17 protein-coding genes are annotated in these 22,342 nt (G+C 43.1%); 14 read left to right on the top strand and 3 right to left on the bottom strand.

Annotated elements, in window-relative coordinates:
* Nucleotides 1-4: 4 nt before the first annotated feature.
* Entirely contained in the window at nt 5-1,189 is a 1,185-nt protein-coding gene (locus KHS38_RS06510) for a glycosyltransferase family 1 protein (RefSeq protein WP_213487689.1), read from the bottom strand.
* 407 nt (nt 1,190-1,596) lie between these two features.
* Here KHS38_RS06510 and KHS38_RS06505 point away from each other — a divergent pair, with 407 nt between their 5' ends.
* The 3 genes from KHS38_RS06505 (at nt 1,597) to KHS38_RS06495 (ending at nt 3,988) form a co-directional block, all read left to right on the top strand.
* Nucleotides 1,597-2,103 (top strand): hypothetical protein, encoded by a 507-nt coding sequence (locus KHS38_RS06505; RefSeq protein ID WP_213487688.1) that lies wholly within the window; start codon nt 1,597-1,599, stop codon nt 2,101-2,103.
* A 49-nt stretch (nt 2,104-2,152) separates the two neighbouring features.
* The gene (locus KHS38_RS06500; RefSeq protein WP_213487687.1) at nt 2,153-3,163 is read left to right on the top strand and encodes an acetyl-CoA carboxylase carboxyltransferase subunit alpha; all 1,011 of its coding nucleotides are present in this window, start codon (nt 2,153-2,155) and stop codon (nt 3,161-3,163) included.
* Between the two features lie 351 nt (nt 3,164-3,514).
* Complete coding sequence (locus tag KHS38_RS06495) at nt 3,515-3,988, top strand: hypothetical protein (protein WP_213487686.1); 474 nt, start codon at nt 3,515-3,517, stop codon at nt 3,986-3,988.
* 103 nt (nt 3,989-4,091) lie between these two features.
* Here KHS38_RS06495 and KHS38_RS06490 read toward each other — a convergent pair whose 3' ends face one another.
* The gene (locus tag KHS38_RS06490) at nt 4,092-7,241 is read right to left on the bottom strand and encodes a glycosyltransferase family 117 protein (RefSeq protein WP_213487685.1); all 3,150 of its coding nucleotides are present in this window, start codon (nt 7,239-7,241) and stop codon (nt 4,092-4,094) included.
* A 409-nt stretch (nt 7,242-7,650) separates the two neighbouring features.
* On the opposite strand from KHS38_RS06490, the gene KHS38_RS06485 reads away from it, so the two are divergent.
* From KHS38_RS06485 to KHS38_RS06435, 11 genes are all read left to right on the top strand, one after another.
* A complete protein-coding gene (locus KHS38_RS06485) occupies nt 7,651-8,598 on the top strand; it encodes a ribose-phosphate pyrophosphokinase (protein WP_213487684.1) in 948 nt (315 codons plus the stop codon).
* Between the two features lie 125 nt (nt 8,599-8,723).
* Entirely contained in the window at nt 8,724-9,308 is a 585-nt protein-coding gene (locus tag KHS38_RS06480) for a 50S ribosomal protein L25/general stress protein Ctc (RefSeq protein WP_213487683.1), read from the top strand.
* A 126-nt stretch (nt 9,309-9,434) separates the two neighbouring features.
* The gene (gene pth / locus KHS38_RS06475; protein ID WP_213487682.1) at nt 9,435-9,995 is read left to right on the top strand and encodes an aminoacyl-tRNA hydrolase; all 561 of its coding nucleotides are present in this window, start codon (nt 9,435-9,437) and stop codon (nt 9,993-9,995) included.
* A 179-nt stretch (nt 9,996-10,174) separates the two neighbouring features.
* Nucleotides 10,175-12,562, top strand: coding sequence for a TonB-dependent receptor (locus KHS38_RS06470; RefSeq protein WP_213487681.1), 2,388 nt, complete (start codon nt 10,175-10,177; stop codon nt 12,560-12,562).
* Between the two features lie 144 nt (nt 12,563-12,706).
* Nucleotides 12,707-15,154, top strand: coding sequence for a TonB-dependent receptor (locus KHS38_RS06465; RefSeq protein WP_213487680.1), 2,448 nt, complete (start codon nt 12,707-12,709; stop codon nt 15,152-15,154).
* A gap of 18 nt (nt 15,155-15,172) precedes the next feature.
* Nucleotides 15,173-15,523 carry a Spx/MgsR family RNA polymerase-binding regulatory protein gene (locus KHS38_RS06460; protein ID WP_249665296.1) on the top strand — a complete coding sequence of 117 codons (351 nt, stop codon included), beginning with the start codon at nt 15,173-15,175 and terminating at the stop codon, nt 15,521-15,523.
* 97 nt (nt 15,524-15,620) lie between these two features.
* Nucleotides 15,621-17,597 carry a M1 family metallopeptidase gene (locus tag KHS38_RS06455; protein ID WP_213487679.1) on the top strand — a complete coding sequence of 659 codons (1,977 nt, stop codon included), beginning with the start codon at nt 15,621-15,623 and terminating at the stop codon, nt 17,595-17,597.
* Between the two features lie 112 nt (nt 17,598-17,709).
* Nucleotides 17,710-18,405, top strand: coding sequence for a peptidase associated/transthyretin-like domain-containing protein (locus tag KHS38_RS06450; protein WP_213487678.1), 696 nt, complete (start codon nt 17,710-17,712; stop codon nt 18,403-18,405).
* 86 nt (nt 18,406-18,491) lie between these two features.
* Nucleotides 18,492-19,241 (top strand): prolipoprotein diacylglyceryl transferase, encoded by a 750-nt coding sequence (locus KHS38_RS06445; protein WP_213487677.1) that lies wholly within the window; start codon nt 18,492-18,494, stop codon nt 19,239-19,241.
* Complete coding sequence (locus tag KHS38_RS06440) at nt 19,234-20,634, top strand: radical SAM protein (RefSeq protein WP_213487676.1); 1,401 nt, start codon at nt 19,234-19,236, stop codon at nt 20,632-20,634. Before KHS38_RS06445 ends, KHS38_RS06440 begins: the two co-directional genes overlap by 8 nt.
* Entirely contained in the window at nt 20,631-20,900 is a 270-nt protein-coding gene (locus KHS38_RS06435; protein ID WP_213487675.1) for a hypothetical protein, read from the top strand. The genes KHS38_RS06440 and KHS38_RS06435 overlap by 4 nt, the downstream gene beginning before the upstream one ends.
* A gap of 4 nt (nt 20,901-20,904) precedes the next feature.
* On the opposite strand, the gene KHS38_RS06430 is transcribed toward KHS38_RS06435, so the two are convergent.
* Nucleotides 20,905-22,338 carry a sensor histidine kinase gene (locus tag KHS38_RS06430; protein WP_213487674.1) on the bottom strand — a complete coding sequence of 478 codons (1,434 nt, stop codon included), beginning with the start codon at nt 22,336-22,338 and terminating at the stop codon, nt 20,905-20,907.
* Nucleotides 22,339-22,342 lie beyond the last annotated feature (4 nt).

Here is a 22,342-nt window from a genome sequence, read left to right as displayed (position 1 = left end):
GGTATTATTGGGCAATTGGCATGTAGATTTTCTTCTCAGCTGCTTTTTCCATCAGCTTCGTCATATTCTCACAGGTTTTATCCCATGAGTTGGAGGCCAGGAAGGTATCAACCTTCATTTGCCATCCTTCTTTGGCGGTAGTGTTCAGTTCTTTCTCGGCGGCAGCTACAAATTCTTCTGCTGTGCCGGCAATGTGTACCAGGCTGTTTTTACCGTAAGGGTTTACCACATCGCGTATTGCTGTAGAAACTACTGGCAAGCCGGCTGCTAAATACTCAGGCGTTTTAGTAGGGCTGATGAAGCGGGTAGAATCATTCAGCATAAACGGAATCAAGGCAATATCCCAGGTAGCCATGTAAGTTGGCAATTCCTGATAGCTTTTTGGGCCTAAGTAATGAATGTTTTTATTTTTAGGCAGTGTAGCCGGATCAATTTTTACAACAGGACCAATCAAAATGATTTGCCAATCCGGACGTGCATCAGCAATGCCTCTGATCAATTCCGCATCAAAACGCTCATCAAGCACACCATAAAAGCCCAATTTTGGTTGTGTGCTGTTGATTTGATCGGGCGGGCAGGTTTTGTACTCGCGCGCTTTCAGGAAGTGCTTACGGTCAATGCTGCTTGGGAATGGATATATATTGTGGTGCTGATCTTTTTTAGCTTCGTATAAAGACTGTCCGCCGGTAAATACTACGTCAGCTTTAGATAACAGTTCTTTTTCCAGCGCTTTCAGTTGTGGCGGAGCAAAGTCAAATAATGACAGCTCGTCCATACAATCATAGATAGTTAAGGCCGGGCTGTGTTTGCTGGTAAACTCAAGCGCCATTGGTGTATAGTACCAGAATGCGTAGTCAAATGCCTGCTTATTTTCCATATAACGGTCAAACATGGTACGCAGGGTATTGATATGTTCATCATGACTTAAACCTTCTGGCAGGTGAGGTACCATAACCCAAAGGTTTTTGTCGCGTTTGGTAAAAGTATAATATTCCTGATCTGCTGCATCAAAAATAGGTTCTTCGATATAGTAGATGTTAAAGTTTTGAGATAATCTGGTAAGCAAATGCTGCGGACGCTGAAAAACAAAGTCCCATCGCAAGTGAGAGAACACTATGATGTTTTCAGGAAGCTGGTTGCTTTTGTTGTTGGATTGAGAGTTTCCGTTCGAGCCTAGAGTCAATTGCATGGTAGATTAATTTTGTTTAACATAAATATTCAAAAGCGGTGCCATTTACAGGCCAAAGGATATAGTTTGAGTACAAACGCCAGAATTAATTCGCAGAATTATAGCGTTTTATATATGGAATAACCAAGTTGTTGGGCATTTGTTTGCAAACAAAGAAGTACAGGTATTTGCTATAGAGTACACTAAAAACAGTACAGTAAACATTTAAAAGTGTCGTAAATATAGTATTGGAATATAATTTAAATTGATAGTTAAATTATACTCCTTTGAGCTCTGATGGCTTAAGGAAATCAGGCTTCAATAATTAAAAAGCTGTTTTTTTTATCAGCTTTTGGGTAATGAACTGATAAATTGGATTTTAAACTATAATTAAAAATTTAGCATTTTTGACCGTATAATTAATGTATATGTATAAACCTTTGTTTGGTGCAATTTTGCTAACGTCATGTATCTACACTGCATTCGGGCAAACAGTAACTGACAGTACAATGGCCCGTTCACCTATTAAAACACTTACCTTAAAGCAGTATAGTGATTTTATGAAAGGTCCCGATCTGTTGGATATGGCCTTACCTGCTACCATGAATCATTACCCTATGCCTGATGATGTATTGCGATATAAAAAGGAACTGGGCTTGAGCGCTTCACAAGTACAAAAAGTTAAAAGTATCAGCGATTATCTGCAGTTAAAAAAGAAGGAGATCGGGCAGTCGGTTGTCCGTAACGAAAAAAAATTGGATGAACTGTTCAGCACAAAAAAGCTGAATGAAGGCGATATAACTTTCTATGGCAACCGCTACGGTTTATACGAAGGCGAATACCGCACTTCGGTACTTACCGCTTGTTATAACACCTACAACGTGCTTACACCACAGCAAACCACACGCTTTTGGCAGTTAAAAAACCATAATTAGCATTTTGCCGTTTGATTTAATTAACTTAGCGCCCCGATAAAAAGGAATTATGAAAATTACTTTTGATTTTGAAAAGCCGTTGGCCGAACTGCAGCAGCAGATTGAAAAAATAAGCCAAGTAGAGGAGAAGACCAAAGTGGATATGTCGGCAACGCTGAACGAGCTTCAGGGTAAGTTTGAAGAAGCCCGGAAACAGATGTATACCAACCTTACCGGTTGGCAAAGGGTGCAAATTTCCCGCCATCCCGAACGGCCGTATACATTACAATATATTGAATTGATGTGCGATGATTTTATTGAATTGCACGGCGACCGTACAATAGGCGATGATAAGGCTATTGTTGGTGGTTGGGGCAGTATCAATGGTCAAACCGCAATGATTATAGGGCATCAAAAAGGCCGTAACACCAAAGATCGTCAGTACCGTAATTTTGGTATGGCTAATCCAGAAGGTTACCGCAAGGCTTTGCGCCTGATGAAGATGGCCGAAAAATTTAACAAACCGGTTATTACGCTTATTGATACGCCGGGAGCATTTCCGGGTTTAGAAGCCGAAGAACGTGGTCAGGGCGAAGCTATTGCACGCAACCTGCTCGAAATGTCGGTATTAAAAGTGCCTATTATTTGCGTTATTATAGGTGAAGGCGCATCAGGTGGGGCATTGGGTATTGGTATCGGCGATAGAGTGCTGATGCTGGAAAACTCATGGTACTCTGTTATATCGCCAGAAAATTGTTCGACCATATTATGGAAAACCTGGGACTATAAAGAGCGTGCGGCCGAATCACTTAAGCTTACATCAACCGAAATGATGAAAAACAAGCTTATCGACGGCATTATTAAAGAACCCCTTGGCGGTGCCCACCAGGATCCGATAGCGATGGCGGCAACGCTTAAGAAAACGTTGATTAAGGATTTAAATACCTTAAAAGCACGTAATATCGATGAGTTGGTAAGCGAGCGTATAGATAAATTTTGCTCAATGGGCGTGGTGATTGAAGATGAAGAGCCCGCTTCGAATGTCGGTACCGACACTCCGGGCGAGGCACAGGTGATGTAATCTGAATCTTGTTAAGATATGTAGAAAGGCCGCTGATAAAAACAGCGGCCTTTTTTTGTGCGCCAGTCTCTTTATTACTTATCATCGCTATATGGGTAAATAGATAACTTGTGGTGGCCATTAATCAACCAATTTACCGTTATACTGTTACTATCATAACCTAAATGGAGTTGTATGACCGGGTTGTTGATTGCCTTATTCGGACTTTTTTGGTTCATTTTTATGATATTGAACCCCATATGGATGAGTTTGACCGGTGTTCTGCCTTTGGCTACTTACTTAATAGCATGGCACTTTCCGCAATGTTGGTGGCTGTTACTTATACCAGCGTTCTTTTTACTCCTTTTAGATGTGCAGATAATCCGACACGATCTAAAATTCTTCGGAGCCTGGCGCTATTGGGTGTGGCTACCCAGTTTGCTGTTATTTGCATGGTATAGTTTCTACTTTCCGCAAATGCATCTGAAAGGCAGCTGGCTAACCCAGGCCTGGATTTACCTGTTCGGTTCTTTCTTGCTGATTATGTTCGGTAAGCTTTGGATAGGCGACGCCCTGCTACTGTTGATCAATCGCTTAAAAACAATTGATCAACAAATAGTGACTTATCGTGTAGTGAAACTATATGCAGAAAGAAACGGCCGTTCGATAAGCTTTTACCTTATGAGCAACAACTTGCGCCAGCTTGAGCTATCGGGCATGGTTTACTGGTATTTAAAATTAAAAGAAATTGAAAAAGGTAGTAATGTAACGCTGCGATTTAGAACCGGCTGGCTAAATGTAGATTACGCCACCGGTTTTCCGCAGGTGGAAAAATTGAAGGGGTAGCTGATTGCGCTTCACTATCAGCCGCTGTACAAGCCAGTGGTTAAAATAAAACAGCCGCTATTTCTTAACGAGATAGCGGCTGTTTTGATGTGTTGGCGTTTGGTTATTGAGCGCCACCGCCCATTGCTGCACCCAGTTTACTTTCGTAGTTTTTGAACTCGCTGGTATACTTCTGGTTCAGCGTTGTTTGATGGTAGGTTTTAGTTGCATCAACCAGTCCATTCAGAATGTACAAGCCCAGTTGAACATCGCGCTGGCTGATTTCGCCAGAACCACCTTGTAAAACAGCCGCATTGTAGTCAAGCAGGTCGGTAACAAAAGCGTTTAGTTGCTCTGCCCATTTGTTGCCCAGCTGTGACTGGCCCAGCTTGTAAGCATTATCCAGTATGTAGAACTTGCGTAAAGCAACCTCATCAACCGGAATATTGGTAGGCAATACCTCATCATACTTTTTCAATACATTACGTGCCAGGTCCGGATGGCCTTCAGCAATCAAATTGCTGGTCAGTGTGTTAAACTGGCGCAACAGGATAGGGTAGAACATGGTAGTCGATTCATGATCCAGGTATTTGGCATTTTTCATATTGCCATATTTAAACTTGTTCATCATGTTTTCGTACATGGTCAGCGTATTGGTTTGAATCGGCGCATTCGCGGCAGTATCCGGGGCCAATGGCTGCAGATGGTAGGCAAAGCCTTCATCGTGCATATACTTTTCTAACCCCATCATGTTATCACCGCCTACAGTAATGGCAAAGTAAACCGGGCGCTTCCAGTTGTTGTGGGCCAAAATGTCCATCAAAGCCAGGTTGTCTTTTGTTACATAGTTGGAATTGAAAGTCCAAGTCATGGCCGGAACAATCTTGTCACGGTCTTTTGCTGCCACGGTACCTGTATTGATTACCTCGTCAGGGTTAATGGTCAGTTTAAAGTTTTTGGTAGGCAGATAGTTCATCTTCATACCGTTTTCATACTCAACTTTAGCATCCGGGCTGTCAGAGGTGATAAAGTCGAATACATCTTTAACCTCACTGGCGCCATTAACTTTAAGCTGATCGCTATAGTAAATAATGTCGCGTATGCCGGCCGCAAACTTGTCGTTAGGCATAGTAATCGGCAACGGATCAGATGCATTCATTTTCTGTTTCATCTGGCGTATATACCAGTCGGTACCCAAAAGGCTCAGGTTTACGATACGGATATCAGGGCGTATGCCTTCCACTTCCTGTGCATACCACAATGGGTAAGTATCGTTATCGCCAAAGGTGAACAGGATGGCATTAGGCGCACATGAGTTCAGGTAATTCGAGGCCATGTCACGCGGCGTCAGTTTAGTTGATCGGTCATGATCGTCCCATTCCTGGCTTGCCATTAGTACCGGCGCAGCAAAGAAGCAAATCGCTGCAGCAATGATAGCCCCAATTTTAGGATTCAGCTTTTTGTTTAGCAACTCGGCCAGGAAAAGAACGCCTAAGCCAATCCAAATGGCAAACACATAAAAGGAACCGGCATAAGCGTAATCACGCTCACGTGGCTGCAGCGGGTTCTGGTTCAGGTACAACACAATGGCCATACCAGTGAAAAAGAACAGCACAGCTACCACGCCGGCATCTCTTTGATTGCGTCTGAAATGATAAATCAAACCCAAAACACCGATAATGAACGGCAGGAAATACAGGCGGTTGTATGATTTGCTTTGGGTAACCGTTGATGGATAATGTTTAGCTAAATCGCGTATGCCAATCCAGTTGCCATCAATACCGGCACTGTTATTTTGGCCATCCATATCATTGGTACGGCCGGCAAAGTTCCACATAAAGTAGCGGAAATACATCTGGTATACCTGCCAGCTAAAGAAAAAGCCCAAGTTTTGCTTAAAGGTAGGCGCTTCGTCCTGGCCCATTTGCAGCCACTGGCGATAAAACGCCGCCTTGTTCGGGTCGCTGTCGAATATGCGCGGAAACAGGGTATTACGATCATAAGTGGTTTTGATTTTTTTGCCGGATACCTCGTATTGTTTTTCGCCGCGGCGGTATAAGGTAGCACCTTCGGTTTGGTCAATAGCTTTGGCATCAAAGTACTGGCCGTACATTAAAGGTGTTTCGCCATATTGGTCGCGGTTCAGGTAACTGTTCAGGGCAAAAGCATCCTGCGGATCACTGTTGTTCAGGTTGGTTCCGGCTTTAGCACGAATAACAATCATCACAAACGAGCTGTAACCGAGCAGGATAAACACAGTACAAAGCAGCACCATATTTAGCAGGTAACGCTTGTTACGTACTTTAAATACATACTCCAGAATAGCTAAAACAATAATACCTGCTATTAAACCAATAATGCCGGCGCTAAAGGTTAATGCCAATACAAAGCTTGCTATAGCTACTATTAAAGCCGGTTTTGATAAAGAAACCGTATAATAAATGCCAGATACCAGGGTAATAATCAGCATCAGGTAAAAAGCAACCGCACCTGAACCGAAGCCCATTTTAAAGGTGTTTACAAACAACAGGTCAGAAAAAGCTGCCCCTTTAACTGTAAACTGGATGATACCCCATAAAACCAGACCCAGTATAACTATACCGGCAGCAAATGCGCCTATGGTACCAGGTGTAGTAACGGTTTTAGTACGTCTGAAATATACCACCAGTGCAATAGCAGGCATTACTAACAGGTTAAGTAAGTGCACACCGATAGATAGGCCCATGATATAGGCAATGAAAATAAGCCAGCGGTCGGCATGGGGTTCATCAGCATGTGCATCAAATTTCAGGATACCCCAAAATACAATGGCAGTACATAATGATGATTGTGCGTATACTTCCGACTCAACAGCCGAAAACCAGAAAGTATCTGAAAAAGTATAAGCTAATGCACCTACCAGGCCAGCTCCTATAATAAGGATGGTATTGGCTGAGGTTAAGTCTTCGGTACGTTTAACCAGTATCTTTTTAGCCAGCGCCGTAATGCTCCAAAACAGGAACAGTATCGTAGCACCACTGGCCAGTGCCGAGCCAAAGTTGGTCCAGTAAGCTACTTTGGTATTATCGCCGAAAGACAGTAAAGAAAATACCTTGCCAATCATGGTGAATAGCGGGGCACCGGGTTGGTGCGCTACCTGCAGGCGGTGTATACAGGCAATAAACTCGCCGCAATCCCAAAAGCTGGTTGATGGTTCGAGCGTTAGTACGTAAGTGGCGGTGGCAACTAAAAAGGTAAGCCAGCCAAATAGGTTATTAATTTTAGAATAATTCATGTTAAAGTTTTTCGATATTCTTTATCACTTAGAGCTGACGAAATTAATAAAACTATCATAAGGTTAAGCTAAATATCTGTTGTTTAACATATTTTAACGCCTATCAATAAGGCTGCAAAAAGGGATTTAAAATTTTTTTAAATTTTTTTTGGAGGTTTAATTTTTCGCCCTATATTTGCATTCGATTTCGGGGACGAACAATACAGAAACCGAAAGAGGATTGTCCGATAGTATAAAGGTAGTACGACGGTTTTTGGTACCGTTTGTCTTGGTTCGAATCCAGGTCGGACAACAAAAAGAAAATTCGAATTCCGTAAAAAGAGTTCGAATTTTTCATTTAAAGCGCAGGGTAGAAGTGCTGATAGCCTGATAAGTGTCAGTATTTCCAAAATTGTAAATCCAACATAAAATGCCTTTACAGTTCAATTCGGTAAAATTATTTGCAGGTTCAGGCTCAACAGACCTGGCTAGCAAAATAGCGGCTGCTTACGGCCGCGATTTGGGTGACCTAACCATCTCTCGTTTCAGCGACGGCGAATTTCAACCTCATATCAATGAATCTGTAAGGGGATGCGATGTTTTCTTCATCCAGTCTACCAATCCGCCAACTGATAATTTAATGGAGCTTTTGATGCTGATCGACTCATCCCGTCGGGCATCGGCACATTATGTAACTGCAGTTATCCCTTATTTTGGATTGGCCCGTCAGGATCGTAAAGACAAACCACGCGTAGCTATTGGTGCCAAACTGGCTGCCAACCTGCTTACCGCAGCCGGCGCAAACCGGGTTATGACTATGGATCTGCATGCTGCACAAATACAAGGTTTTTTTGATATACCGGTTGATCACCTTGATGCCTCTGTGATTTTCGTGCCTTATATTAAAAGCTTAGGGCTTGAGAATCTGACCATCGCATCACCGGATATGGGCGGCTCATACCGTGCACGTACCTTTGCCAAGTATTTTAATGCCGAGGTTGTAATTTGTGATAAACGCCGTAAGCGTGCTAACGAAATTGAGTCGATGACCATTATTGGTGACGTAACCGACCAGGATATCGTTTTAATTGACGATATTTGCGATACCGCTGGTACCCTGTCAAAAGCTGCCGGCCTGATTATGGAGCGTGGTGCACGTAGCGTGCGTGCAGTTTGTACACACCCTATATTGTCAGGCAAAGCGTATGAAACTATCGAAAACTCGGCTTTAACAGAGCTTATTGTTACCGATACCATACCGCTAAAACAGGAAAGCACCAAAATCAGAGTACTATCAACAGCCGAGCTGTTTGCCAAAGCCATTGCCAATGTAAATGAGCATGGTTCAATCAGCCAGCTGTTTAGAATTGAAGAATAAATAGAGCCTTACCAAATCCGTCCCGGTAAGGGAGGCGTTTTGTGAGGATAGATAAAGAAATTCATCAAAACCAGTTTCTATAAAGAGAGTGGTTATGATGAGGTTAAATAAATAAACAAATAAAAATGAAATCAATTGCTATTAGCGGTTCTCTTAGAGAGAACGTAGGGAAACGTGATGCTAAAGAACTGCGTTACGAAGGCCAGGTGCCTGCAGTACTTTATGGTGGTGCTACACAAACCCACTTTTCAGTGTCCGCAGCTGATTTGAAATCGGTTATTTACACACCGGTTGTTCAATTCATCGACTTAGACATTGCTGGTACTCAAACTCAGGCTATTATTAAAGACCTGCAATTTCACCCATTAACTGACGAAGTTCTGCACGTTGACTTTTTACAATTAGACGAGCAAAAACCAGTTACTATTGAAATTCCTATCACTTTAACCGGTACTTCTCCAGGTGTTAAAATGGGTGGTAAATTAGTTCAAAAGCTGCGCAAACTGCGTGTTAAAGCTTTACCAGCTAACCACCAAGATACTATTGAAGTAAGCATCGAAGGTTTAGAAGTAGGTAAATCAGTTCGTGTAGGCGAAATTCAAATCCCTAACCTGGTTATTACCAACGCTGTTGAAGATACCATCGTATCTGTAACCACTTCACGTGCATTACGTCAGGCTGAACAACAAGCAGCAAGCGGTAAAAAATAATTTGTTATTATACCTTAGGGTGTCAATCACATTCAAAACAGCGATAAGTGTTACTTATCGCTGTTTTTGTTTTACAGGAATGTTAGTTTTGCAATTTTCCAGGCAATTGCCTGATCAATACTAAATATGAAATATTTAATTGTAGGCCTTGGCAACATCGGGCCCGAATATGCTGATACCCGTCATAATATTGGGTTTATGATATTGGATGAGTTGGCTAAACAAGAAAAAGCTGCATTTAACAACATGCGCTTAGCTTATTATACCGAAGTAAGCCACAAAGGCCGCATGCTGCACCTTATTAAACCTACTACCTACATGAACCTGAGTGGTAAGGCAGTGAATCACTGGATGAATCAGCTTAAAATACCGGTAGAAAACATTTTGGTACTGGTTGATGATTTGGCGTTGCCTTTAGGCACCCTGCGCCTAAAGCCAAAAGGCAGTGCAGCCGGGCATAATGGTTTAAAAAACATTGAAGCGGTACTTGGGCATAATGCTTATCCTCGCCTGCGCTTCGGTATTGGCGATAACTACCCCAAAGGTCGCCAGATTGATTACGTTTTAGGCGGCTTTGACAACGATGAAAAGCCTGAGTTGCCGGCCCTGATTGATCGTTCAATAGAAATCATTAAAAGTTTTGCCACTATTGGTACAGAATTAACCATGACCAAATACAACAAATAAGCTTTTTCTGAAACTTTGAATAAAATTCACCTTTAGCAGTGGTTTTTATAAAGAATGCTTAGTATTTTGCAGTAGTAAAAATGCTTATAGGCCCGGAATGCTGAGTTAGAAAGAAAAATGAGTTGGATTGTATCTGACATCTCTCCTTAGCTATCTCCGGAGGCATTTTGTATTACTGCATGAGAAATTTACTAACCTTAGTCATTACGCTATGTCTTTATACATTTACTTACGCCCAAAGTCAGCAAGCTGTTTCGGTTAGTGGGGTAATAGTTGATTCTGTTTCTACCCGTTCTGTTGCCTATGTAACCCTGGCTTTAATTGATGCACAAACTAATCAAACTGTCAGGAGTACAATATCTCAGGATGATGGCCATTTTAAGTTCGTCAACTTAAAAGCCAAATCTTACAAATTGGCTTTGGTGAGTGTAGGCTATGCAAACAAAGTAATATCGTTTAATATAACCGGCGATCATACAGATTTGGGTCGACTGCTAATAACACCATCAGACCGTCAGTTACAGGCTGTTGCCGTAACAGCCGTTAGGCCGCTCATGAAAAAAGAAATAGACGGCATCAGTTATGATGTACAGGCCGACCCGGAAAGTAAAACGCTTAATGCTTTGGACATGCTGCGACGGGTACCCATGGTATCGGTAGATGCGGCAGACAATATTAAGCTGAAAGGGGCTACTCATTTTAAAATTCTGATTAATGGCAAATCATCAGCACTGGTAGCGAAAAGCCCTGCCGATGTGTTGCGGGCCATGCCAGCCAGTAACATTCAAAAAATTGAAGTGATTACCACACCGCCGGCAAAGTACGATGCCGAAGGGTTAGCCGGTATTATCAATATCATTACCAAACAAAAGCTTCGCCAGGGTTACAGCGGTAGTGTTACCGGCCGGTATAACAACGTAAATGGCATCGGTCCTAATCTCAGTTTAACTTTAAAAGAAGGTAAAGTGGGCATAGGAGGCTATGTAGGTTACAACCATGCACCTACACTTACTAATAGTTTTAATAACTATAATAACACCTTTGATGTGCTGTATCTGAGTCAGAATGGCGTGCGTACTACATCGTCTGATAATCTTTATACCAGCAGTGAATTGAGCTACGAAGCAGACAGCCTGAACTTGTTCACCGCCTCGGTAGAATATTTTACCGGCAGTTCGCAATTGGATAATGACTTGTTTTTTAACCTGCTCAGGTATAATTCGGCAACAAGGCAAAGCTACCGGTCATTAAACAATAGCGATAACCGTAATAAGGGTGTGGGACTGGGGGCCAACTATCAGTTAGGCTTTAAACATAATAAAGAGCAATTGCTCACCTTCTCTTATAAATATGATTATGCATCGAGCACACAACTAAACGATGTAAATTACATTGAGCACCTGAACTACGATGTGCCCAATTACAGGCAATACAACAAATCGGGTAGCGGAGAACATACCGCTCAGGTTGACTATGTGCAGCCATTTAAAAAGATTTCTTTTGAAGCCGGTGCTAAAGCCATTTTCAGGAAAAACTATAGTGATTTTAATACCAATATTCAAACAGATTCGATACCTCCGGGTAGCCTGATCAATAACTTCGATTATCAGCAAAACATATATAGCCTGTACAACTCGTACCAGCTTAAGCTGCAGCACTGGGTGGCCAGAGCCGGGGCCCGTTTTGAGCACACCAGGGTGAGTACAAATGCGCAACTGCAAATCAGCCCTTATTCTAATTTAATACCATCCTTATCTATTCAGCGCTTGTTTACAAACAGCAGCCTTACCTTTGGTTATACAGACCGGTTACAGCGGCCTGGCATATTGCAGCTAAATCCGTTTTTGAATGGTCTTAACATCAATTTCGTGAGCATCGGCAACCCTGGTTTGCATGCGGTAGTGAGCCATGGGCTGGAGCTTACGTACAGTCATTATAAAAAAAGTTCGTTTAATGTAGGCCTTAACTACCGGTTTGCGAACAATACTATTGAAAGTGTTACTACTGCTGTAGCGCAAACCATCAATGCTACCACTTATCAAAACGTGGGTAACAATAAAGCCCTGGGGCTGGATGTAAATGTTAATTATCCGGTTTCATCCAAGCTTAACGTTAGCGTAGATGCCGAATTACAGCATATATGGCTGCGAGGGGTATATCGCAATGAAATTTATAATAGCCGGGGTTACCAGGGGCATACTTATGCCAATGCTGGTTACAAGCTAAGTCATGGATATCGTTTGGGGGCCAGCATTGATTATGATAGCCGTTATGTGATGCTGCAGGGGCGGGATAACTATTACTTTGCTTATGCAGCAAGCGGCGCTAAAGATTTTTGGGATAAGATGGCTACGCTATCCATATCAATAACCAATCCTTTCAAAAATGAGCGTAAGGTGGATGCCTACAGCCGCACACGCGATTTTTATCAGTACACTTCGTTCCAAAATTATGCAAGAAGATTGAACGTAACCTTTGTATACAAGTTTGGTAAGCTAAAAAGCGGTATCAAAAGAAATAGCCACGGTATTAAGAATGACGACCTTAATCACGGTCGCGGAAATTAATTGTCACAATTGAGTTACGATTAACTATTTGTTTAGTTAAAAATTGTTAAGGAACGTTGGGCCTAATGTTATTTACTTATCTTAGGTGCAGATTTTAATTAATCGCTAAACCCTGATAACCATTATAATTCCTTATCACTCGCTATGAAAAACTTCGTATGCCTGGTAATGCTGTGCTTATGCTATATTACAGGCTTTTCGCAAAGTAACCCGCCCAAATTCACAGTTAAAGGCATCATTATTGATTCTGCAAAAAATGAAGCTTTAGGCTATGCTACCGTCGCCTTACGCAATGCCAAAACCAATCAGCCTGTAAAAAGCACCCTGTCAAAAGATAATGGCAGCTTTGAATTGGCAGGTATCACCCGCCAACCATTGCAACTGGTTGTAGCTTCGGTAGGCTTCAAAAACAAGATAATAGCTATTACTGACACTACCCAAAATGAGATCGATTTGGGTAAGATACTGATAGCGCCAGCTACCAACAACCTGAAAGAAGTTGCTGTAACGGCGCTAAAGCCATTAATTAAGCGCGAGGTAGACCGTATAAGTTATGATATACAGGCCGATCCTGACAGTAAGGTGCAAAATGTACTGGATATGCTGCGCAAAGTGCCGTTGCTATCGGTAGATGGCAGTGATAATATCAAATTGAAAGGTGCAGGTAATTATAAGATACTGATCAATAACAAGGAGTCGTCATTAGTGGCGCGCAACCCTTCGGACGTATTTAAATCAATGCCGGCAAGTAATATTGAGCGTATTGAGGTAATTACCACACCGCCTGCAAAGTATGATGCTGAAGGGTTGGCCGGTATTATCAACATCATTACCAAAAAGAACGCCGACCAAGGCTACAATGTAACTACAACCCTGCGCGAAAATACCGTTTATGGTCCGGGTGTAAACCTTAATGCAACAGTAAAGCAAGGTAAGTTCGGCGTTTCGGGCTATACCGGTTACTCAAGGCGTAACAGGCAGCAGGTTGGTTTTAATAGTGAGCGGGTTACCCTGTCAAATCCTAACATGCTTCCGCAAACTATAACATCAACTTTATTGCAGCAGGGTACCAATACTTATGGCGATGGGCACAATGTATACGGCAGTGCCGAGGTAAGTTATGAGTTAGATACGCTGAATCTGTTTACCGCCAACTATGAGCATTTTAACGGAAGCAGCTTGCAGCAAAATGCACAAACAAGCGATCAACGCGATAGTACCAATAGTACTAACCAGTTTTACCGCTTGTTTAACGATGGCCGGTTTAAATACAATGGCACAGATTTAGGCTTTAACTACCAGCACAACTTTGCCGGGAAAAAAGATCAGTTGTTAACCGCATCCTATAAGTACAGCCATTTCAATTTTAACCAAATCAGCAACGCTTCTTTCAGCGAGCGGTTAAATTATCCGCAGTTAGATTACAGGCAGCCAAACACGGCGGGTAACAATGAGCATACCGTTCAGGTTGATTATGTTCATCCGCTTAAAAAGCTGACGATAGAAGGGGGCGCCAAAGCAATATTGCGCAGCAATTTCAGTGAGTATGCTTATGAGCAGAGAGCGGAGAACTCGCCCGATTATGTCAATGTGCCTTCACTAACTAACAACTTCAAATACCATCAGGATGTGTACAGCGTGTACAATACCTACCAGCTGAAGCTGGAAAAATGGACAGCTAAAGCAGGGCTCAGGTTAGAAAATACCCGTGTAGATGCCGATTTTACTTCTTCGGCCAGCTCGGTGAGTCAAAACTATTTCAATTTAGTGCCATCTGTTTCTGTGCAACGCACTCTGAAAAGCAGCAGCGTTAATTTTGGATTTACGCAGCGCATACAGCGACCCGGCATATGGGAGTTAAATCCGTTTATAGACAGAACCAACCCCAAGTACATTACCACAGGAAATCAAAACCTGCGCCCCGTTACCGAAAATAATTTTGAATTGAATTATAGCAGATTCGGCAAAGGTTCCATTAACGTAGGCTTAAGCTATGCGTTTGCTAATAATACGGTAGAAAACATCAGTATTATCAGGCCCGATACCGTAACATTTTCGCAACCGCAAAATATAGGTCGTAATAAAAATTTAGGGCTAAATACCAACTTTAGTTACCCAATAACGCCTAAAACCGATTTTAGCATTAACGGGCAGATATCACACATCTGGCTACAAGGTTATTATAACGGGCAGCTCAATAAAAATGATGGCTTTCAGGGTAACGTATATTTAAATGCATCTCAAAAGTTTGGGCATGGCTGGCGTGCCGGTATAAGCGGAGGTTACTATAGTCCCTACATTGGCCTGCAGACCAAATCAAACCCTTATGTGTTCTCATCTTACAGCGCATCAAAAGAGCTTTGGGATAAGAAACTAACTATCAGTTTTGCTGCAAACAACCCTTATAGTAAATTCATAAAGCTTAACAGTAAGAGTTTCTCGCCACAGTTTAGGCAAAACACCTATAACGAGAGTTATTACCGTACGTTCAACTTCAGCGTAACTTATAAGTTTGGCAAGCTCAACGGCGGTATCAAGAAAAACCAGCGTGGCATTAGTAATGATGACGTGAAAAGCGGCGGTAAAGGATAATCCTTATATTTTTGCGGTATGATAAAAGTATACGGAATTACCAATTGCAATACAGTTAAAAAAGCGCTGGATTGGTTAAAGCAAAACCAGGTAGATTACGAATTTCATGATTTTAAAAAGCTGGGTGTATCAGCCGATAAGTTGCAGGAGTGGGACGCGAAAGCCGGCTATGAGAAATTCCTGAACAAACAGGGGCTTACCTGGAAACAGCTTGATCCGGAAGTTAAAGAGAGCATCAAAACCAAAGAGGATGCTTTGCAATTAGTGCAGCAAAAAACCAGTATGATAAAAAGACCGGTGATTGAAGATAACGGTTTCCTGTTCTTTGGATTTGACGAAAGTGCTTACAAACAACATTTCGGTAAGTAGCGGGCTGATTTTATTTTGGTAACATTTGGTTTACCTGTCTGCCTGTTAGTTATTTTATGTTATTATTGTTTCTTATATAATTACACACTAAGTTAAGATGAAGAATAACCTGATAGCCGGTTTATCGCTGGCTTTTATGGCTGTTGCAGGCGTAGCACACGCCCAGCAACCCGATCAGAACGCTCCTGTTAGCAAGTATGATTACCACGATGCTTTCGGTCCGACGTTTTACAGCAAAAACGGTACTGATTTCCGCGCCGCCAGTGGCGAGCCCGGTGCGCATTACTGGCAAAACCGTGCCGATTATCAGTTGTTTGCCCGCCTCAACGATCAAACTAACGAAATTACCGGTACCGAGGTTTTAACCTACACCAATAACAGCCCGCAAAAATTAGGCTTTTTATGGATGCAGTTAGATCAGAACCTGTTTAAGCAAGAATCGCGCGGTAGCGCCATTGTGCCTTTAACCGGTAGCCGTAACGGTGGTCATGGTCAGCAGTTTGATGCTGGTTACAAAATCAAATCGGTTAAGGTAATGAACGGGCCTAACGCATCTGACGTAAAATTTGCTATTAATGATACCCGTATGCAAATCTTTTTACCAAAAGAAGTTGCAGCTGCTGGTGGTCAGGTAAAACTGCGTATCGAGTATTCATTTGTTGAGCCCGATTACGGATCAGACCGTACCGGTATTCTGCAAACCAAAAACGGTAAAATTTTTAGCGTAGCACAATGGTACCCACGCGTAGCGGTTTATGATGATGTGCTGGGCTGGAATGCATTACCCTATACCGGCCCGGGCGAGTTTTACCTGGAGTACGGCGATTTTGATCTTTCCATCACCGCACCGGCCAACCATATCGTAGTGGCATCGGGCGAATTACAAAATCCGCAGGATGTATATACTGCCGAGCAGCAAAAACGCTGGGCGCAGGCAGCACAAAGCGATAAAACTGTAATGATCCGTAACGCTGGCGAAGTAACCAACGCGGCATCACGCCCGGCTGGTAAACAAGAGCTTACCTGGCGCTTTAAAATTAAAAATGCACGTGATGCATCATGGGCATCATCGGCTGCATTTGTATTGGATGCTGCCAAAATAAACCTGCCAAGCGGTAAAAAATGTATTTCTGTATCGGCCTATCCGGTTGAAAGCGATGGCAACAACGCCTGGGGCCGCTCAACCGAATACACCAAAAAGTCGATCGAATACAACTCGGCCAAATGGTTTGAGTTCCCTTACCCTGTTGCTACCACGGTAGCCAGCGTAGTAGGCGGCATGGAATACCCTGGTATTGTGTTCTGCGGATCACGTTCTAAAGGTCGTGATTTGTGGGGCGTTAATGATCACGAATTTGGCCATACCTGGTTCCCGATGATTGTTGGTTCAAACGAGCGTTTATACGGCTGGATGGACGAAGGTTTCAATACCTTTATCAATACCCTGTCAACCGATGCCTTTAACAATGGCGAATATAAAGCCTCGCAGATAGATATGCACCACATGGGTGCTTACCTAACCCGCCCAGAAATGGAGCCGGTTATGACAACGCCTGCCGGCATGAAAGAAAAAAATATCGGCTTGCTGCTCTACTTTAAGCCAGGCGCCGGCTTAACTATGTTGCGTGAGCAAATTTTAGGTCCTGAGCGTTTTGATTATGCTTTCCGCACTTACATTGAGCGCTGGGCATTTAAACATCCAACACCTGACGACTTTTTTAGAACGATGGAAAACGTATCAGGCGAAAGCCTGCAATGGTTCTGGCGCGGCTGGTTCCAGAACAACTGGCGTTTGGATGTAGGCGTACGCGATGTGAAGTATGTGGATAACGATCCATCAAAAGGCGCATACATTGTACTGGATAACCTGGATAAAATGGCAATGCCGGTAACACTGGAAATTAAAACCAAAGACGGCAAAACCAACCGCGTTAATCTGCCTGTAGAAATATGGGAACGCAACACCAGCTGGACGTTCAAGTACCCGTCAACCACGCAAATTGAGTCGGTAACTTACGATCCGGATAAGGCAATGCCTGACTATAACGAAAGCAATAACGTTTGGAAAAAATAACTACCTTCAACCCGGCAAATAGCCGGGTTTTTTGTTGCAGCAAGGTGTAATTGTTAAAATCAAAACCTAAGCGCAGGTAAGCCGTTTTAACTAATATTAAAATACAGATACGATGAAATTACGATATAGCTTATGCGTTTTGTTGATGGCTCTGCTAAATACCGCAGCACATGCACAAGGCGTTTTGAAAGGCAGGGTTGAAGAAACCGGTACCAATACCCGGCTATCAGAAGTGTTTATTACCAACCAAAGTAACAAGGAGGTAACCCTTACCGATGCCAGTGGTAATTTCCAGATCCGGGCAGCTACGGGGCATTTGCTCATTTTTTCATCACCCGGTTATGTATCCGATACCTTGTATCTGATTGATATGCTGTCCAGAACCATTAAGCTGACGCCTAAAAGCATTTCGCTGCACGAGGTAAATATCCGGTCGTCACGTGCGTTTAATCCGCGTGCAGAATATCCGCAGGTATATGAGCGCAGTAAGGTTTACGTATTATCGCCTACCAGCTGGTTCAGCAAAGATGCCAAGGATGCCCGCAGGCTAAAACGCTACTTTGCTCGCGAGGTTGAAGAACGCCATGTCGACTCGATTTTTACCAGCGCTTACGTAGCCAGCATTGTTCCCTTAAAAGGGCAGGAACTGGAAGATTTTATGACCTTATACCGCCCGTCTTATGCCTTTTTGCAGAATAACAATGGCTCGTCGTTAGCAGCATACATTAACGATTCTTATAAAAAATATATGTCGCTGCCAGTCGAAAAGCGTAAAGTGCAGCACCTGCATGCCGAGCCGCAGCCTTAATACAATTGGCATCAGTACATTTATAAAGAGCCTTGTTTTAAAAATTAGTTTATCTTAGCCTTAAACTAAAACTTAAAACAAGGCTTTTGCATTTTCCTGTCAATATACCTGTAGGCAAATCGGGCATACCCATCCACTTTGTATGCGAAATGCTGGCCTATACGCTTGGCTATCGCTACTATACGTACCTGCGGCGGCACACACACGATCTAATCAGCACTCAGCATCGCATTATTATATTTATTGGTGCAGCGGCGGGCGCTTTTTTAGGCTCGCACATCATCGGTATACTTGAAAACCCAATGCAGCTTAACCGCATGGGCTACCTGTATTTTATGGGCAACACCACCATTGTGGGCGGTTTGCTTGGCGGCCTGATAGGTGTGGAGCTCACAAAGAAGCGGATAGGCGTTACCGTGTCATCCGGCGATTTGATGGTATACCCTATTATTTTAGGTATGATCATCGGCCGGTTAGGCTGTTTCTTTTCCGGTTTGCAGGATGGTACCTATGGTACGCCGAGCACCTTACCCTGGGCCATCGATTTTGGTGATGGTGTGCGCCGCCATCCAACCAACTTATATGAAATTCTGTTTTGGATAGCGCTTTGGTTTACTTTGCTGGCTATCGAAAATCAGCGCCAGCTGGCCAATGGTGCACGTTTCAAAATCATGATGGCTGCTTACCTGCTGTTCCGCTTCACTGTTGAGTTTATCAAGCCGGGCTACTTTTTCAGCCTCGGTTTATCTACCATTCAACTGGCATGTTTGTGCGGAATTGCCTATTATTATAAAGTATTTGTTTACCCCAACCAATTAACGCAAACCTATGCCTGAACGCCCTTATATCTATTATGATTTTACCATCAGTATCTGTTCTACCTGTTTAAGGCGAGTGGATGCTAAAATTGTGTTTGAGGAAGGTAAGGTGTATATGCACAAAAACTGTTTAAAGCATGGTTTTGAAAAGGTGCTGATTGCTACCGATATTGAATACTATAAAAACTGCCGTAACTACGCCAAGCGTAGCGAAATGCCGCTTAAATTTAATACAGCTACGCATTACGGCTGCCCGTATGATTGTGGCTTATGCCGCGACCATGAACAGCACTCCTGCCTTACCGTAATTGAGGTGACCGACCGCTGTAACCTGGCATGCCCTACCTGCTACGCCATGTCATCGCCGCACTATGGGCGGCACCGCACGCTGGCCGAGATTGAACAAATGCTGGATGTGATTGTAGCTAATGAAGGTGAACCCGATGTAGTGCAGATTAGTGGAGGTGAACCAACCGTGCACCCGCAGTTTTTCGAAATACTGGATATAGCCAAGCGCAAGCCTATTAAGCACCTGATGGTAAATACCAACGGTATCCGCATTGCTAAGGATGAGCAGTTTGTGGCCCGGCTGGCTACCTATATGCCCGATTTTGAAATTTACCTGCAGTTTGATTCGTTCAAGAAAGAGGCACTGGAGCAGCTACGTGGCGAAGATTTACGGGAAGTAAGGGCAAAGGCGATTGAAAACCTGAATAAATACAATCTGTCAACCACGTTAGTGGTTACCCTGCAAAAGGGGCTGAACACGGATGAGATAGGTCAAATTATTGAATATGGTTTACAGCAACCTTGCGTGCGCGGTGTAACGTTGCAACCTACCCAGCAGGCAGGTCGCTTAGAAAATTTCAACCCGGAAACAGACCGCTATACACTAACCGAGGTACGCTCGGCTATATTGGAGCAAACCGATATTTTTACCGCACAGGATTTGTTGCCGGTACCTTGCAACCCAGATGCGCTGGTAATGGGATATGCGCTAAAAGTGGGCGGCTGTGTATTCCCGTTAACGCGAATGATTAACCCGGATGATTTGCTCGATAACTCAAAAAATACGATAGTGTACGAGCAGGATGAGCAGTTGAAAGAGCATTTGCTGCATATGTTCAGTACGGGCAATTCGGTTGATAAGGCCCAGGAACATTTGACCTCCATTATGTGCTGCCTGCCTGATATTGATGCACCGGGACTGAGCTACGATAATTTGTTCAGGGTTATTATCATGAACTTTATTGATGCGCAGAACTTTGACGTGCGGGCTATCAAGAAGTCATGCGTTCATATTGTAAACAAGGATATGAACATTATTCCTTTCGAAACCATGAACCTTTTTTACCGGGACGACAAAGTGCAGTACCTGGAAATGTTACGTAACGAAATACAACCGGCATGAACGAGGAAAAAAACAAACCCTTATCGCACCTGCAGATATTAGGTATTAACGTAGGCATTTTTGCTTTGTACATGATACCCGGCTTTTTAAACGGAGACGGAATCATAATGTCAGCTATGGTGATGGGCATTCACGTAATTGTTTGTACCATCCTGGCCATCGTATATAAAAACCTCACCTGGTTTTTAAGCGGGCTTTTGATTATCCTGATTAGCTTCGGTACCTGTGTGGCCTGGCTAAGTATGGGTGGGATACGTGTGCAATAACTAATTAAAGGCAAACATAAAATGTAGTGCCTTTTCCAGCTTCGCTTTCCAGCCAAATATGGCCCTGGTGCTCTTCTATAATTTGTTTGGTAATAAACAACCCGATGCCCAGGCCTGATACATTGCGGCTTTGTTCCTCAATGCGATAAAAACGGTTAAATAGCTTTGCATGGTGTTCGGCCGGTATGCCTGCGCCGAAATCCTGCACGCTGATCACTGTTTTACCGTTTTCAGGGTAGCAATGCACTATCACCTTATCCGCATCAGGCGAATACTTAATGGCGTTGTTGATGATATTGGTAATTACCTGCTCCAATCGCAACCTGTCGGCCGTAATAACCGGGTTTTCGTGGGTGTTAAGATATTGAATCTGATGCTTCAGGCTGGTAAGTTGAATATTCTCTATGGTTTCATGTAAAAGCTCATGAACATCAACCGAACTGAAATTCATTTCAAGCTTTCCGGATTCAATTTTGGATATATCCAGCATGTCGCTTACCAGCTTGTTAAGCTTAATCACGCCGCCCAATGCCTTGCCTGCCAATCGCTGATTATCTGTATCCTGCAGTTTGCGTTGCAGAAACTGCAAGTTGGCCATTGCCGATGTAATAGGCGTTTTCAGCTCGTGGCTGGCCATACTGATAAACTGGTCCTTGTGCTGGTTGGAAGTTTCCAGCATCGTAGTATACTGTTTTAGCTGCTGCTGCAAAGCCACCTGTTCGGTAATATTACGGGCAATTTTTGAAGCGCCGATAACCTGGCCTTTTTTATCCTTAACCGGTGAAACGGTTAGGGAAACATAAATATCATTGCCATTCTTATTCTTGCGAACGGTTTCAAAATGCTCAACCCTGCGGCCGCTTTTAATATTGCTGATGATATCGTTTTCTTCAGAAAGGCGTTCTTCCGGAATCAGAACAGTAATTGATTTTCCTAAAATTTCATCAGGACTATAGCCAAAAATTCGCTCAGCACCCGGATTCCAGCTGGTTATGATGCCTTCCAGTGTTTTGCTAATAATTGCATCATCAGATGAATTTACAATAGCCGTATGTATCGTTCCTATATGTTCGGCCTCGCGTTGTGCGGTAATATCCCTTGCTATTTTTGATGCACCGATAATTTGCTGATTTTCATCACGAACAGGCGATACGGTGATAGATACCCAGATACGGGTACCATCTTTTCTTGTACGCACAGTTTCGTAATGCGGAATACTTTCACCGCGCCGTATGTTGCTGATAATAGTGGTTTCCTCATCCTGTAAATCGGGCGGAATAAGCATGAGTATGCTTTGGCCCACTGCTTCTTCGGCAGTATATCCAAATATTCTTTCGGCAGCCGGGTTCCAACTGGTAATTATGCTATCCAATGTTTTGCTGATAATAGCATCATTGGATGATTTAACAATAGCCGTCAAAAGGGCTTCAGTATTCATAAGC

It is taken from the genome of Mucilaginibacter sp. Bleaf8 (assembly GCF_018390515.1).
GTDB lineage: Bacteria > Bacteroidota > Bacteroidia > Sphingobacteriales > Sphingobacteriaceae > Mucilaginibacter.
Note: the sequence above shows the minus strand (reverse complement) of the source record. Positions and strands in the feature narration are given on the sequence as shown.